Origin of the sequence: Nocardioides sp. J54, assembly GCF_000519005.1 — a bacterium.
Taxonomy (GTDB): Bacteria; Actinomycetota; Actinomycetes; order Propionibacteriales; family Nocardioidaceae; genus Nocardioides.
Window position 1 is genome coordinate 199415 of record NZ_JAER01000004.1, and the last position, 15184, is coordinate 214598.

The 15184-nt window shown below is 71.0% G+C and carries 13 protein-coding genes; 8 read left to right on the top strand and 5 right to left on the bottom strand.

The features are described 5' to 3' along the window. Nucleotides 1-101: 101 nt before the first annotated feature. Nucleotides 102-1385 carry a TRAP transporter substrate-binding protein DctP gene (dctP, locus tag NOCJ54_RS0104635; RefSeq protein WP_051485475.1) on the bottom strand — a complete coding sequence of 428 codons (1284 nt, stop codon included), beginning with the start codon at nt 1383-1385 and terminating at the stop codon, nt 102-104. A 337-nt stretch (nt 1386-1722) separates the two neighbouring features. On the opposite strand from dctP, the gene NOCJ54_RS23860 reads away from it, so the two are divergent. The 6 genes from NOCJ54_RS23860 (at nt 1723) to NOCJ54_RS0104665 (ending at nt 8775) form a co-directional block, all read left to right on the top strand. Then, a complete protein-coding gene (locus tag NOCJ54_RS23860; protein ID WP_051485476.1) occupies nt 1723-3753 on the top strand; it encodes an oxidoreductase in 2031 nt (676 codons plus the stop codon). Between the two features lie 23 nt (nt 3754-3776). Next, a complete protein-coding gene (locus tag NOCJ54_RS0104645; RefSeq protein ID WP_028654554.1) occupies nt 3777-4199 on the top strand; it encodes a universal stress protein in 423 nt (140 codons plus the stop codon). Nucleotides 4200-4273: 74 nt separating this feature from the next. After that, nucleotides 4274-5881, top strand: coding sequence for a flavin-containing monooxygenase (locus tag NOCJ54_RS0104650; protein ID WP_028654555.1), 1608 nt, complete (start codon nt 4274-4276; stop codon nt 5879-5881). A 38-nt stretch (nt 5882-5919) separates the two neighbouring features. Beyond that, nucleotides 5920-7122 carry a CaiB/BaiF CoA transferase family protein gene (locus NOCJ54_RS0104655; RefSeq protein WP_028654556.1) on the top strand — a complete coding sequence of 401 codons (1203 nt, stop codon included), beginning with the start codon at nt 5920-5922 and terminating at the stop codon, nt 7120-7122. After that, the gene (locus NOCJ54_RS0104660) at nt 7115-8038 is read left to right on the top strand and encodes an alpha/beta hydrolase (protein WP_028654557.1); all 924 of its coding nucleotides are present in this window, start codon (nt 7115-7117) and stop codon (nt 8036-8038) included. Before NOCJ54_RS0104655 ends, NOCJ54_RS0104660 begins: the two co-directional genes overlap by 8 nt. Continuing rightward, nucleotides 8035-8775, top strand: coding sequence for a FadR/GntR family transcriptional regulator (locus NOCJ54_RS0104665; protein WP_198020100.1), 741 nt, complete (start codon nt 8035-8037; stop codon nt 8773-8775). Before NOCJ54_RS0104660 ends, NOCJ54_RS0104665 begins: the two co-directional genes overlap by 4 nt. A gap of 437 nt (nt 8776-9212) precedes the next feature. On the opposite strand, the gene NOCJ54_RS0104670 is transcribed toward NOCJ54_RS0104665, so the two are convergent. Genes NOCJ54_RS0104670 through NOCJ54_RS0104685 form a run of 4 tightly spaced genes read right to left on the bottom strand, consistent with a single transcriptional unit; the run spans nt 9213 to nt 13090 of the window. Further along, nucleotides 9213-10013 (bottom strand): amidohydrolase family protein, encoded by an 801-nt coding sequence (locus tag NOCJ54_RS0104670; protein ID WP_028654559.1) that lies wholly within the window; start codon nt 10011-10013, stop codon nt 9213-9215. A gap of 19 nt (nt 10014-10032) precedes the next feature. Further along, a complete protein-coding gene (locus tag NOCJ54_RS0104675) occupies nt 10033-10782 on the bottom strand; it encodes an SDR family NAD(P)-dependent oxidoreductase (RefSeq protein WP_028654560.1) in 750 nt (249 codons plus the stop codon). Beyond that, nucleotides 10782-11909, bottom strand: coding sequence for an acyl-CoA dehydrogenase family protein (locus tag NOCJ54_RS0104680; RefSeq protein WP_028654561.1), 1128 nt, complete (start codon nt 11907-11909; stop codon nt 10782-10784). The genes NOCJ54_RS0104675 and NOCJ54_RS0104680 overlap by 1 nt, the downstream gene beginning before the upstream one ends. 26 nt (nt 11910-11935) lie before the next feature. Beyond that, a complete protein-coding gene (locus NOCJ54_RS0104685; protein WP_028654562.1) occupies nt 11936-13090 on the bottom strand; it encodes an acyl-CoA dehydrogenase family protein in 1155 nt (384 codons plus the stop codon). Nucleotides 13091-13189: 99 nt separating this feature from the next. On the opposite strand from NOCJ54_RS0104685, the gene NOCJ54_RS0104690 reads away from it, so the two are divergent. After that, nucleotides 13190-14386 (top strand): thiolase family protein, encoded by a 1197-nt coding sequence (locus NOCJ54_RS0104690; RefSeq protein WP_028654563.1) that lies wholly within the window; start codon nt 13190-13192, stop codon nt 14384-14386. Nucleotides 14387-14414: 28 nt separating this feature from the next. After that, nucleotides 14415-15173, top strand: coding sequence for an SDR family NAD(P)-dependent oxidoreductase (locus tag NOCJ54_RS0104695; RefSeq protein ID WP_028654564.1), 759 nt, complete (start codon nt 14415-14417; stop codon nt 15171-15173). Nucleotides 15174-15184 lie beyond the last annotated feature (11 nt).

Below are 15184 nucleotides of genomic sequence, written 5' to 3' on the forward strand. Positions count from 1 at the left end.
CCATGATCTCCTGACCGAGTCCCGGGAGATCCGGGACCCTGTTCCACGCCAGCGGCCGGCACGCCCCCGCAGGGGCGCGCCGGCCACGGCGTCGTTCAGCCTCAGGCGGGCCGGTGGGAGAGGAAGACCTTCTCCCACAGCAGCTCCATGTAGGGCTTCAGGTCGAAGTCCGCAGGGTTGAAGTCGGTCAGGAAGTTGTCGTAGGTGATGTCGGTCGTCTGCTCGAGCCCGTCCACGTAGGGGCCCCACGCCTCGACGTCCTCCTGCAGGCCCTTCACGAACGCCTCGCCGTCCTCGAGCGACTTGCTGCTCGCGACGTCGGACAGCTCCTCATCATTGATCTTCTTGATCGCGGCGACCGAGGCCTCGTCGAGGCCGACGATCGAGCCCTTCGCCTTCTCGATCTCGCCGAGCGCGGCGGTCATGTTGTCCCAGATGCCGCGGATGTTGGCCTCGAGCAGGACGTCGACGCGGTCGAAGAGCAGCTGCTGGGCAGCCAGCGGGAGCTCGTCCCAGCGGGCCTTGCTGATCGAGATGGCGCCTCCGGCGTTGCCGAAGCCGGTCTCCATGTCGATGGCGAAGTACGGCGCGGCCGGGATGAAGCCGCTCAGGTGCGAGGTCGCGAGCGTCGAGAACACGCAGTCGACGACGCCGCGCTCGAGGGCCTCGAACAGCTCGGTGTAGTTGGCGGTGGCCGTCGACATGCCGAGCGCCTCGGCCTGCTCGACCTGGAGGCGGCTCGAGGTCGCCGCGATGCGGCCCTTGAGCGAGTCCTTGCCGGTGATCGGCTCGGTGCAGGCCACGATCGCCGGACCGCTGGAGAAGATCGGGAGCAGGAGCTTGATGCCGTTGTCGGCGTACTCCTTGGTGATCTCCTCGGAGTTGAGCGCGGCCTCCTCCATGGCACCGTGGAACTGCAGGACGCCGTCCACGGGGCCCTGGCGACCGAGGAAGGTGAGGTTCATGAGGTCGTTCATGGCCGCGAACTTGTCGGGCTCGAGCGAGGCCATGACCGAGCCGACGTCGATGCGGCTGTCGGCGATGGCGTCGTCGACCTGGTCCTGCGGGGCGATCGAGTTGGAGAACGCGATGTCCATCGTGATCTTGCCGCCGGACCAGTCCTCGACAGCGGCGGCGTACTCCTCGAAGCGGCGGCCGGTCGGCGCGCCCTTCGGGGCGGTGCTCTGCATGACGAGGGTCACCGGCGACATGTCCTCGAGGGCCGCCTGGAACTCCTCCTTGGTGGCGCCGTACGCCACGGACTCGCCGCCACCGCTGGCGGCGCCGCCCTCCTCGGCGCAGGCGGCGAGCGTCGCCGTGAGCGACAGCAGCGAGGCCGCCGCGATGAGCTTGGCCGGCTTGGGCCGGCGGATCGAAACGCGCATGGTTGTCTCCAGGTTCAGGTGGGGAAGCCGGGGCCTGGTCGAGCACCGTCGTGGCGCCGACATCCCCGGACGTCCTGTTCACTCCCGGCCGGTACCGACCACTCCCCGGGACGACCCCGCGAACGGGGTCCGTGGTCGGCGTCACACCGGAACTGCGGGTAATCATTACTATGAATTTCTCTGGTGTCAATCGTCACGCGAGGTCGAAGTCCAGAACACCCCCCTTCGAGGCTCGGGATGCACGGGCCCATCCGGCAGGGTGGGCCGAAGGTCTCTTGATCTATGCGGATGATTTGCCTTAATGTCCGGAGCAAGACTCACCGAGGAGACAGGCACCATGACCGAGCTCGCACCCCAGGCCGACGGCCGCTTCCAGCACCTGTTCACGCCGTTCCGGATCGGGTCCATCGAGCTGCGCAACCGCGTCATCATGCCGCCGCACTCCTCGGCCATCGGGAGCCTGTGGGGCTCCGACGCCGACGCCGAGAAGGCGATCGCCTACCTGCGCTCGCGCGCCGAGGCCGGCGTGTCGTGGACGACCATGCCCGGCCGGCTCGCCAACGTGCTGCACACCGGCTTCGAGCCGACCGGCATGAGCGCCGAGACCAAGGGCTGGTTCCGCCTGCCGGTCTACCACGAGCGGGTCAGCGCGTACGTCGACGCGATCCACTCCGTCGGCGCCTATGCGGCCCAGCAGCTCACGATGATCGGCGGCCACCCGCACGGCCCGTCGGCGCGCTACAGCTCGCCGGTCAGCAACATCGCCCCGCACGTGCTGAACCTCGACGAGATCCGCCAGTTCGTCGACGAGTACGCCTGGTCGGCCGACAAGGCCGCCACCGCAGGCATCGACATCATCGAGCTGCACGCCAACCACGACGACCTGCACGAGTGGTTCCTGTCCCCGCTCACCAACGCCCGCGAGGACCAGTACGGCGGCAGCCTGGAGAACCGCACCCGCTTCCTGGTCGAGGTCCTCACCGCCGTCCGCGGCGCCATCGGCAAGGAGAAGGTGTTCGGGGTCCGGATTAACATGCTCCAGGAGGACCCGCACGGCCTCGACGCCGCGGCTGCGCTGGAGATCGCCAAGGTCATCGAGGGCACCGGCCTCGTCGACTACCTGCACCTGGTCGCCGGCAGCCCGTGGGGCAACCCCAGCTACATCCAGCCGATGTGGTTCCCCGCCGGCGGGTTCGCGGACATCTCCGCGCAGTTCCGCAGCGAGCTCAGCCTGCCGATCGTGCACACCGGACGGATCAACACCCCCGAGGTGGCCGAGCGCCTCATCGCCGAAGGTGCCGCCGACGTCGTCGGCATGGCCCGCGCGCACGTCGCCGACGGCGAGCTGCTGGTGAAGGCCCGCGAGGGCCGCACCGCCGACATCCGCCCGTGCATCGGCGGCAACGACTGCATCAACCGCCGTTACGTCGACGGCCTGCCGTTCGGCTGTGCGGTCAACCCGCACACCAGCCGTGAGACCGAGGGACCGTGGAGCGCCCGCCGGATGAGCGCCCCGCTGACCGTGGTCGGCGGCGGCCCCGCCGGCATGGAGCTCGCCGCGCTCTGCGCCGAGGCCGGCGCCCCGGTCACCCTGATCGAGAGGTCGTCGACGCTCGGCGGGCAGCTCCGCCTGGCCCTCGGCGCTCCCGACCAGGACCAGATGGCGGCCTACCTCGACTGGCAGGTGCGCCGCCTCGAGCAGCTCGGCGTCGACGTCCGCCTCGAGACCGAGGTCTCCGCCGCCGACGTGCTGGCCCTGCCCGAGGACACCGTCGTCGCAATCGCCACCGGCGCCGACAGCCGGCTCCCCGATGTCCCCGGCATCGACCTCCCCGTGGTGCTCGACTCGCGCGAGGTGATGAGCGGCGCCGCCGAGCCGGGCAAGCGCGTGCTCGTCGTGGTCGAGGACGACCACCTCGCCCCCCTGCTGCTCGCCGACCGGCTCGCCTCCCGCGGCCACGAGGTGACGATGGCGTACTCCACGCCGAACGCCGCCGTGCAGCTCGGCCGCTACATCGTCGGCTCGATCCTGGGCCGGCTCGACGAGGCGGGCGTGGAGTTCCGCTTCCTCGAGAAGCTCGAGGAGGTCACCCCCGACGGCGCCGTGCTGCGTCACATCTACTCGCAGAGGTTGCGCACCGTCGGCGGCTACGACTCCGTCGTGATCGCCTGCGGCGGCGTCTCCGACAGCGCCCTGTACGACGAGGTGCGCACCGCTCGGCCGAACGTGCACGTCCTCGGTGACGCCTACGCGCCGCGCCGCCTCGTGTTCGCGACCCGCCAGGCCTACGCCCTCGCCGAGGAGCTCACCACCGTGGACGAGGCGGCCCTGCCCACCCTCCAGCTCATCCCCGCCGGCACCCGCTGACCGGCCCACCGAAGGAGCCCGCCATGACCACCACCATCATCGTCGGAGTCGACGGCAACCCGCGCTCGGAGCAGGCTGCGACGAAGGCCGCCCGGCTGGCCGCCGCGACGGACGCGACGCTGCACGTGGTGTGCGCCTACGTCCGCGAGCAGTCGGCCGAGGTCGACGCGGACGGGGAGACGCGGCAGATCGCGATCTCCCAGGAGTCCGCCGCGATCGCCGAGCAGGTCGCCGAGTCGCTGCGCCCGATCGCCCCGAGCGTCACCTCCGCCGCCGTGCTCGGCCGCCCCGCGGACGCGCTGCTGTCGGAGGCCGAGCGCCTCTCCGCCGACCTGATCGTCGTCGGCAACGCGCGCATGCAGGGCATCGCCCGGGTCCTCGGCAGCGTCGCCGCGGCGGTGGCCCACCACGCCGAGTGCGACGTCTACATCGCGAACACCAACTGACCCCTCGAGACCCCTTGTGACCCACGCCACCTCAATGCTAATATTCATACGCATTGATTAGGAAGGATCGTGCCATGCGCACCACACCCCCGTCCGAGCTGGACGTCCTGGTCGTCGGCGCCGGCTTCTCCGGCCTCTACAGCCTCCACCGTCTCCGCACCCTGGGCCGCACCGTCCACGTCATCGAGGGCGACGACGACCTCGGTGGCGTCTGGTACCGCAACCGCTACCCGGGCGCGCGCTGCGACATCGAGAGCGTCGACTACTGCTACTCGTTCGACGACGCGATCGTGCAGGAGTGGACCTGGACCGAGCGCTACCCCGCGCAGCCGGAGATCCTCCGCTACATCAACTTCGTCGCCGACCGCCTCGACCTGCGCCCGGGCATCACCTTCGAGACCCGGGTGACCGAGATGCACTGGGACGACGAGGCGTCGCTGTGGCGCGTCGCCACCGACCAGGGTGACCGGATCGCCGCCCGCCACGTGATCATGGCCAGCGGCCAGCTCTCCACCCCGCAGCTCCCGGCCATCGAGGGCATCGAGGACTTCGCCGGCGTGCTCGCACACACCGGCGACTGGCCGCGCGAGGGCGTCGAGCTGTCCGGCAAGCGCGTCGGCGTGATCGGCACTGGCTCGTCCGGCGTGCAGACCGTGCCGCAGGTCGCGAAGCAGGCTGCGCACCTCTCGGTCTTCCAGCGCACCGCGCACTACGCGATCCCCGCGCGCAACCACGAGCTCGACCCCGAGTACGTCGCCGACCTCAAGTCCCGCTTCCAGGAGTACCGCGAGATCGCGCGGCACCACCCTGGCGGCACGCACCGCCACATCGGCACCGAGTCCGCCCTGGACGTCGACCCGGCAGCGCTGGAGGAGAACCTGCAGCGCCTCTGGGACCGCGGCGGTCCGGACATCCTCGCGGCGTACCGCGACTTCCGCACCGACGAGCGTGCAGCCGAGAAGGCCGGCGAGTTCGTCCGCCAGCGGATCCGTGAGCTCGTCAAGGACCCGGTGACGGCCGAGGCGCTGTGCCCGAAGGGCTACCCGTTCGGCTCGAAGCGCCTGGTGCTCGAGATCGACTACTACGAGACCTTCAACCGCGACAACGTCTCGCTCGTCGATGTCGGCGCCGACCCGATCGCCCGCATCGAGGGATCGGCCGTCGTCCTCGAGAGCGGCGCCCGCCACGAGCTCGACGTGCTCGTTCTCGCCACCGGCTTCGACGCCCTCACCGGACCGCTCTTCGCGATCGACATCCAGGGCGTCGACGGCGTGCGGCTGCCCGACGCGTGGGCCGACGGCCCGCGCACCTACATCGGTGTGAGCACCGCAGGCTTCCCGAACATGTACGTCGTCGGCGGCGCCGGCAGCCCGTCGGTGCTGAGCAACATGCTCATCTCCATCGAGCAGCACGTCGAGTGGATCACCGACTTCGTCCAGTACCAGTTCGAGAACGGCATCTCGAAGGCCGAGGCGCTCGAGGACGCGCAGGACCGGTGGACCCAGGAGGTCTACGACAAGGCCGCGCCCACCCTCTTCATGAAGGGCAACTCCTGGTACGTCGGCGCGAACGTCCCCGGCAAGCCGCGGGTGTTCAGCCTCTACCTCGGCGGCGTCGGGCACTACCGCGACGTCTGCGACCAGGTCGCTGCCGACAACTACAAGGGCTTCGAGCTCACCTGACCCTGCCTGTCCCAGGCTGACTCCCAAGGACCAACAAGATGACGAACTCCCACGGCCCCCTCGCCGGCGTCCGCGTGATCGAGGCCGGCTCGATGTACGCCGCTCCGACCGCCGGACGCATGCTCCGCGACTTCGGCGCCGAGGTGATCAAGGTCGAGGACCCGACCAGCGGTGACTTCGCGCGGCAGTGGCAGCCGGCCCACGAGGGCATGGCGATCGGTTTTGCCCGCCTCAACAGCGGCAAGCGCTCCGTGGGGCTCGACCTGCGCCGTACCGAGGGCCGGGACATCCTCAAGCGCCTGGTCGCCGGCGCCGACGTGTTCATCGAGAACTTCCGCCCCGGTCGCATGGAGGCCTGGGGGATGTCGTACGACGAGCTCAAGGCCACCAACCCCGGCCTGGTCATGACCCGGGTCAGCGGCTTCGGCCAGACCGGCCCGTACCGCGAGCGTCCCGGCTTCGGCACCGTCGCGGAGACGGCAAGCGGCTACGCCTTCCTCAACGGCTGGCCGCACACGCCGCCGACCGCTCCCCCGTTCGGCTTCGCCGACTCCATCGCGGGCATCTCCGCGGCGTACGGCACCGCGATGGCGCTGTTCAACCGCGGCCGCACCGGCGTCGGCAGCGAGGTCGACATCGCGCTCTACGAGCCGCTGATGTTCATCCTCGGCGACGCGGTGCTCAACTACACCTCGTCCGGCGAGATCATGCAGCGCCACGGCAACGCCTCGGGCGCCGCCTCGCCGCGCGGCATCTACGAGGCCGCCGACGGCGGCTGGCTCTCGATCGCCGGCTCCAACCAGGCCATCGCCATGCGCCTTTTCGAGGCGATGGGTCGCCTCGACCTGCAGACCGACGAGCGCTACGCCACCAACGAGGCGCGGATGGCGAACAACGAGTCGCTGCAGAAGATCGTCTCCGAGTGGGTGGCCGAGCGTCCGCGCGACGAGGTGCTCGAGATCCTCGAGAAGTTCGAGGTCGTGGCCGCCGCCGTCAACGACTCCAGTGACGTCGTCCGCGACCCGCACTTCGCCGAGCGCACCCTGAAGGCGCTCACCGGCACCGCCCTGGGCAACGAGGCCCTGGTCCCCGGCCCGATCCTGCACGTCAACGACTACGACGGCCCCGCCTACGAGGGCGTCCCGACCGTCGGTGAGCACACCGCAGAGGTGCTCGGCGACCTCGGCGTCACCGGCGACGAGCTCGCGCGGCTCGTGGCCGACGGGGTGGTCAGTGGCTGACCTGGAGCCCGCCCTCGCGGCGCTCCGCGACGGTGCGGCAGGCGGCACCCCGATGATCGAGATGTCCCCCGCGCAGGCGCGCGAGCGGGTCGCTGCGGGCCACCACCTCTGCGCGGACGGGCCTGCGGTCGACGTGCGCGACCTCGGCCCGGACGAGGGCCCGGGACCGACGGTCCGGGTCTACCTGCCCGTCGCCCCGGCCACCCCGGTGGCGACCCTCGTCTACGCCCACGGCGGCGGCTGGGTCACCGGAGACCTCGACTACGCCGACGAGCTGTGCCGCTTCGTGGCCGACGCCGGCGTCCGCGTCGTCAGCGTCGACTACCGCCTCGCCCCCGAGCACCCCTATCCCGCCGGCCTCGACGACGTCGCCGCCGCCTGGGCCTGGGCCCGCCAGCGGTACGACGGTCCCGTCGGCCTCGGCGGCGACAGTGCCGGTGGCAACCTCGCCGCCGCGGTCGCCCTGCGCGCCGCAGCGGACGCGCCCGCCGACTTCCTGCTGCTCCTCTACCCCGTCCTCGCCGCGCCGGGCTCCACGCCGTCGTACACGACGCAGGGCACGGCGTTCCCGATCGGCGAGGCCGAGATGCGCTGGTTCCTCGAGCACTACAGCGGCTCACCCGAGGCCGGCGACGCCGCCGGACCCGACCTCTTCCCGCTGCTGTCCGGCGACCTGGGCACGCTGCCGCCCACGCACGTCGTGGTCGTCGAGCACGACCCGCTGCACGACGAGGGCGTCGCGTTCGCAGCGGCGCTGCGGGAGGCCGGCGTCCCGGTCACGCTGGAGCGTCACCCCGACCTCTGCCACGGCTTCCTGCGCTTCACCGCCGCGTCACCGCGCTCGCGCGAGGCGCGCGACGCCGTGGTCGACGCCGTACGGCGGCTCGCGGCCAGCGGTGCGGAGGTGCAGCCGTGAGCTCCGTGGCGCGGCGCCCGCAGAAGACCGCGATGCTGCTGGCGCAGCGCATCGTCGGCGACATCAACCGCCGCGGCAACAACGTCGGCGACCGCCTGCCTCCCGAGCGCGCCATGCTCGAGGAGTACGAGGTCGGCCGCGGCACGCTGCGTGAGTCGCTGCGCTTCCTCGAGCTCCAGGGCGTCATCCAGCTCAAGCCCGGCCCCGGCGGCGGTCCCGTCGTGCAGCAGCCCGACGCGACCAGCCTGGCGACGGCCCTCACGCTGCTCCTGCAGTTCGCCGAGGCGCCCTTCCGCACGATCGCCGAGGCCCGCGGCGGCCTCGAGCCGATGATGGCCCAGCTCGCGGCCGAGCGGATGTCCGACGCGGAGCTGGCCGACCTGAAGCTCAGTGTGGACACGATGAAGGAGAACCTCGCGGACCAGCGCGTCTTCCTCGAGGAGAACAAGCGCTTCCACGACGTCATCGCCCACGGCTCGGGCAACGCGATGTTCGGCTACCTCGTCGACGCCCTGCTCGGCATCCTCGACGGCTCCGCGATCGGCATCGACTACCCCGAGGTCCGGCGCCGTGCCGTGCACCGCGCCCACCTCAACATCTACGAGGCCCTCGCCGAGCGCGACCCCGCCCGCTCCGCCGGGGCCATGGCCGACCACGTCCAGCAGTACCTCAAGTACGCCGAGAAGAAGTTCCCCGACATCCTCGCCGCCCCCATCGTCTGGACCAACGGCCACTGAGCCCCCTCCCCCCCAGCCCCCTCCCCGGGGCTGCTCTGCCGGGACGGTCGAAACGTCACTTGTGGCCCGTCGAGTGGTCACCTGTGGCCCGTTGAGTGGTCACCTGTGGCCCGTCGAGTGGTCGCGTACGGCGGACCGAGTGGTCACTTGCGGCCGGCCGAGACGTCACGTCCGGCAGATCCGACGGACGACGTACGCAATTGACCACTCATTGCGCCGTTCCTGACCACTCAACGGGCCAGATCTGACGCCTCGACCCGCCAGAACTGACGCTTCGACGAGCCAGAAGTGACCACTCAACAGGCCGGAAGTGACGTCTCGACGATCCCGGGTCAGCGGAGAAGCGGGAGACGGCGTGCAGGAGACCCGGGAAAAGCAACGAACCCGCCTCGTGATCCTCACCAGGCGGGTTCGTGGCTCGTGCGGTAGCGCTGGGGCTACGACCAGGGGCTGTCGATGCCGAGCACCCGGGCGAGGGTGCCGCCGAGGACGAGCTTGGTCTCGTCGTCGGAGAGGCCGAGGGAATCGATCGCCTTGATCTCATCGGCGGGGCTGGTCATCGGCCAGTCGGAGCCGAAGACGATGCGCTCCGCGCCGTGGCGGCGGATGAGGTCGCGCACGCGCTCGGGGCGCAGGGTCGACAGGCTCGGCGGCCAGCTGGTCTCCAGGACCACGTCGGCGCCGTTGAGCATCTCCTCGGCGTCGTCGAGGATCTTGTAGCCGCCGAAGTGGCAGGCCATCAGCCTGAGCGCCGGGAACTGCCTGGCGATGTCGGCGATCATCTTCGGGCTCGAGAGCCGGTTGGCCTCCGGCGAGCCGCCCTCGCCCACGTGGGTGATCACGGCGATCTCGTCGCCGAAGGCCTCGAAGATCGACCACAGCCGCGGGTCGTCGAGGGCGAAGCCCTGGAACAGCGGGTGGATCTTGACCGCGCGGACGCCGTGGCGCCGCAGGCTCGCCATGTTCTCCTCGACCGACAGGTCGACGTGGACGGTGCCGAAGCCGAACCGGGTGTCGCTGGTGAGGCCGGCGACGAAGCGGTTGACGGAGTCGACGTGGCGGGCCTCGTTGGCGATGCCGAGGCAGCAGCTGACCGAGACACCGCTGGCCGCCATGTCGGCCTCGAGGCCGGACACGGTGCCGTCACCGCGGGCGTTGAGCTCGGGCAGGCGGTTGGCGGACAGCGCCAGCTCGGCGATCTTGTCGGGCCAGACGTGGGCGTGGGCGTCGATGATCACGCGTGGGGTCCCTTCGGGGTCAGAGCTTGCCGGACTCGCCGCCGTCGACGACGAAGGTCGCCCCGGTGGTGAACGCCGACACGGGCGAGACGAGCAGGCAGGCCAGCGGCACGAGCTCGGACGGGTCGGCCATGCGGCCGGCGGGGATCTTCGCGATCCGCTTGGCGTGCAGCTCGGGCGACTCGGTGACCGCCTTCTGCGCCTCGGTGACGAAGGCACCGGGGGCGATGCAGTTGACCTGGACGTTCTTCGCCGCCCACTCGGCCGCGAGGGCCTCGGTGAAGCGGACGACCGCGCCCTTGGAGGTCGAGTACGGCACCAGGAACGGCTTGCCGCGCAGGCCGGTCGTGGACGCGACGTTCACGATCCGGCCGCCGCCCTGCTCGATCATCTGCACGCCGGCGGCCTGGGCCAGCAGCATCGGGGCGATGACGTTGACCGCCATCGCGTCCTTCCAGATCGCCGGGTCCTGGGTGGCGAACTTGCCTGCCGGCGCGATGCCGGCGTTGTTGATCAGGCCGTCGATGCGCCCGTGGCGGGCGATGACCTCGGGGACCAGCGCCGCGACGGAGTCCTCGTCGCGCATGTCCGCCTCGACGACGGAGATCCGGCCGTCACCCTGCGAGGCGACCTCGGCGAGGCTGTCCTTGGAGCGGGCGGCCGCGACGACGTGCGCGCCCTCCCTGGCGAGCTCGATCGCCATGGCGGCGCCGAGGCCACGGCTCGCGCCCGTGACCAGGACGACGGTGTCCGTGAGCCTGAGGTCCATCAGCGCGCACCCTTCGCGAGGCGACGGGCGAGCGAGTCGAGGAGCACCTCGGTGGCGCCCTCGTAGACCCGCAGCGGCCGGGCGTTGCGGTAGAGGCGCTCGATCTTCGAGCCACGGACCAGACCGAAGCGGCCCATGGTCTGCACCGAGCGGTCGACGACCGCGGCAGCAGCCTCGGTCGCGTGCACCTTCGCCATCGACGAGTAGTCGAGGTGACCGAGCGGGTCGGCCTTGGCGAGGGCGGCGGCGCGGTAGACGAACGCACGGGCGGCCTCGACGTCGGTCCACGACTGGGCGAGCTTCTGCGACACCGCTCCGAGCTCGATCAGCGGGCGACCGAACTGCTCGCGGGCCAGGGCGTGCGCCTTGGCCTCGTCGAGCGCCGCCTGGGCCAGGCCGACGCCGGACGCGGCGACGGTGACACGGAAGACGGCGAGCGTCTGCAGCATCAGCGAGAACGCCTTGCCGGGGACGCCGAGCCGGTTGGCCGCGGGCACCCGTACGTCGGTGAAGGTGAGTTCGCCGAGGATGTGCGGCGCGATCAGGTCGGCGCCACGCTCGACGGAGACGCCGTCGGTCGCGGCGGGGATGAGCACCATCGACCAGCCCTCGCCCTCGCGGACGAGCGTGCAGTAGAAGTCCGCGGCACCACCGTTGGTGATGAACGACTTCCGGCCGTTGACCACGAGGTCGTCACCGTCGGCGACGGCGGTCGTGGTGATCGCCCGCAGGTCCGAGCCGACGTCGGGCTCGGTCAGCGCGAGGCCGGCGATCGCCTCGAGGGAGGCGACCTTCGGCAGCCACTCGGCCTTGAGCTCCTCGGAGCCCCCGACCGACAGCGAGTAGCTGCCGACGCCCTGCATGCCGAACATCGAGTCGAGGTGGGCGGAGGAGTACATCAGCGCCTCGCGCACCACGGCGATGGTGAGCGGGTCCAGGACCTCGGACACGCCGCCGTAGGCAGCCGGCACGACGTGGCGCGCCAGCCCGCTCTCGGCGAGCAGGCTGCGCACCTTGGGGTGCACCTCGACGTACTCGTCCGCCTCGTCGGCGAACGGCTCGACGGCCGCGGCGAGCTCGCGCGCCACCGCCTGGATCTCCCGGTGCTCCGGGCTCAGGTCGAACATGGGGACTCCTCTGGGGTGGGCGCGCCTCAGCGGCGCTGGTCGAACTTCCGGCCGAGCACCTCGGACACGATCCGGACGCGCTGCATGGTGGGCGTGCCGCCGGCGATCGCCCAGCCGTGCGAGTCGCGGTGGAGCCGCTCGATGCCGTACTCCTCGGTGTAGCCGTTGCCGCCGTGGATCTGCATGGCGAGGTCGGTGACCCGCTTGGCCATCTCGTTGGCGGTGCACTTGGCGAGCGACACCTTGAGCGGGTCGGGCAGGCCGTTGGCGCCGATGGAGGCGACGGCCTGGTCGCGCAGCAGGCGCGCGGCCTCGACCTGGAGGACCATGTCGGCGACCATCACCTGGATGCTCTGGAACTCGATGAGCTCCTTGCCGAACTGCTCGCGCTCCTGGACGTACTGCAGCGTCTTGTCGAGCGCGGCCTGGCCGATCGCGAGGCTCATCGTGGTGTTGCCGAGGCGCTCGACCGAGAAGATGCCGAACAGCTTGCTGAAGCCACCGGCCGGCACGACGATGTTCTCGACCGGGACCTCGACGTTGTCGAAGTAGAGGTCTGCCGACGGGATGCCGCGGAAGCCCATGAGGCGCTCGCTGGCGCCGGTGGAGAACCCGGGGGTCTCCTTGTCGACGACGACGGCGCCGATGCCCTTCGCGCCGGGCGCGTCGGAGAGGCGGCAGTAGACGAGGTACTGGTCGGCCTCGCCACCGTTGGAGATCCAGCGCTTGTTGCCGTTGATGACGACGGTGTCGCCGGTGATCTTGCCGGTGGTGCGCATGTCGGTCGCGGCGGAGCCGGCGTCGGGCTCGGAGATGCCGACCGCCATCGTCTTCTCACCGGAGATGATCTGCGGGAGCCAGCGGGCCTTCTGCTCCTCGGACCCGAGGTGGACGATCACCTGCGCCGGGCCGGTGTTCGACTCGAAGACCTGGAACGCGGCAGGACGGCAGACCTTCGCGAACTCCTCGATGACGGCGAGCGCCTGCGCGAGCGGGGCGCCGGAGCCGCCGTGCTCCTCGGGGTGCGTGATGCCGAGGAAGCCCAGCTCACCGAGCTGCATCCTCTGCTCCCTGGTGACCGGCGTGCGGTTCACGTCCATCTGCTCGGCCACCGGGCCGTAGACCTCTCGCGCGACCTGGGCAGCCAGCTGCCGGATCTCCGCGTACTCGTCGTTGGTCACGACATCCTCCTCGGAAAGTTGTAATCATGATCCTAGATTCGGGGGAGCCGTGCCTGTCAACCCCGTGACACATCCTGAATATCATGATAATGGTTATCCATGGCTGGAAACTCTCGAACCGACGTCGTCATCGTCGACGCGATCCGCACCCCGAGCGGCCGGGGCAAGGCCGGCGGCGCCCTCGCCGACGTCCACCCCGTCGACCTGCTGTCCCAGACGCTCCAGACGCTCCTCGAGCGCTCCCCCGCGGTCGACCCGGGCACCGTGGACGACGTCATCGTGGGCTGCGTGTCCCAGGTCGGCGAGCAGTCCGCCACCCCGGGCCGGATGGCCTGGCTGGGCGCGGGCCTCCCGCCGCACGTGCCCGCGACCACGATCGACCGCAAGTGCGGCTCGAGCCAGCAGGCGGTCCACTTCGCCGCCCAGGCGATCGCGTCCGGCGAGGCCGACGTCGTCGTCGCCGGTGGCGTCGAGTCGATGAGCCGCGTCGTGATGGGCTCGGCCCGCATGGGCGCCGACCCGTACGGCGTCCGCGTGGCCGAGCGCTTCGCCCCCGGTCTCGTCTCGCAGGGGGTCGCCGCGGAGCTCGTGGCGGCGCGCTGGAAGCTCAGCCGCACCGAGCTCGACGAGCTGTCCGTGCGCTCGCACGACCTGGCTGCCGCCGCACAGGACTCCGGCGCCTTCGACCGCGAGGTCATCACCGTCCAGACCCCCTCCGGCCCGGTGTCGCGCGACGAGACCATCCGGCGCGGCTCCAGCGTCGAGAAGCTCGCCGAGCTCAAGGCCGTCTTCGAGACCCCCGAGCTGTCCGAGCGGTTCCCCGAGATCGACTGGTCGGTCACCGCGGGCAACTCCTCGCAGATCACCGACGGTGCCAGCGCGCTCCTCGTCATGTCGCGGGAGCGCGCCGAGCAGCTGGGCCTGACCCCGCGCGCACGGGTGCACTCGATGGCCGTCGTCGGCGACGACCCGCTGCTGATGCTGACCGGCCCGATCCCGGCGACGCACAAGGTGCTCGCCCGTGCCGGCCTGACGATCGACGACATCGACCACGTCGAGCTGAACGAGGCCTTCGCCTCGGTCCCGCTCGCCTGGCTGGCGGAGTTCGACATCGACCCGGCCCGCCTCAACCCCCGGGGCGGCGCGATCGCCCTGGGCCACGCGCTGGGCGCCTCTGGGGGGCGCCTGATGACCACCATGCTCCACGCGCTGGAGGACAACGACCAGCGCTTCGGCCTCCAGCTCATGTGCGAGGCCGGCGGCATGGCGAACGCGACCATCATCGAGCGGCTCTGAGCGCCGCGCCGCACACGAAGGAGAAGCAGTGAACCTCACCGGAGCCTCGGCTCTCGTCACCGGAGGCGCCTCGGGCCTCGGCGCCGCCACCGCCCGTCGCCTCGCCGCGGCCGGCGCCCACGTCGTCGTCCTCGACCTCAACGAGGAGCTCGGCAAGGAGTTCGCCGAGGAGATCGGCGGCTCGTTCGCGCTGGCCGACGTCACCGACCCGGCCGCCGTCGACGCGGCGCTGGACGTCGCCGTCGAGCAGGGCCCGCTGCGTGCGCTCGTGCACTGCGCCGGCAAGGGCGGCACGGTCCGCCTCGTCGGCCGCGACGGCACCCCCGGCGACCTCGACCTCTACCGCCAGCTCATCGACATCAACCTCGTCGGCACCTTCAACGTGCTGCGCCTGGCCGCTGCGCGGATGGCCACCAACGAGCCCGTCGACGGCGAGCGGGGCGTGTGCGTCCTGACCGCTTCGGTCGCCGCGTGGGAGGGCCAGGTCGGCCAGATCCCCTACGCCTCCGCGAAGGCCGGCGTCGTCGGCATGACCCTCGTCGCCGCGCGCGACCTCGCGACCAAGGGCATTCGCGTCAACACCATCGCGCCGGGCGTCTTCGACACCCCGATCCTGGCCCGCTTCTCGCAGGAGATCCGCGACGGGCTCGGTGCGCAGGTGCCGAACCCGGCCCGCCTCGGCCGCCCGGACGAGTACGCCATGCTCGCGCTGCAGGTGGTCGAGAACCCCTACCTCAACGGCGAGACGATCCGCCTCGACGGCGCGATCCGGATGAGCCCCCGGTGACGAGGGAGGAC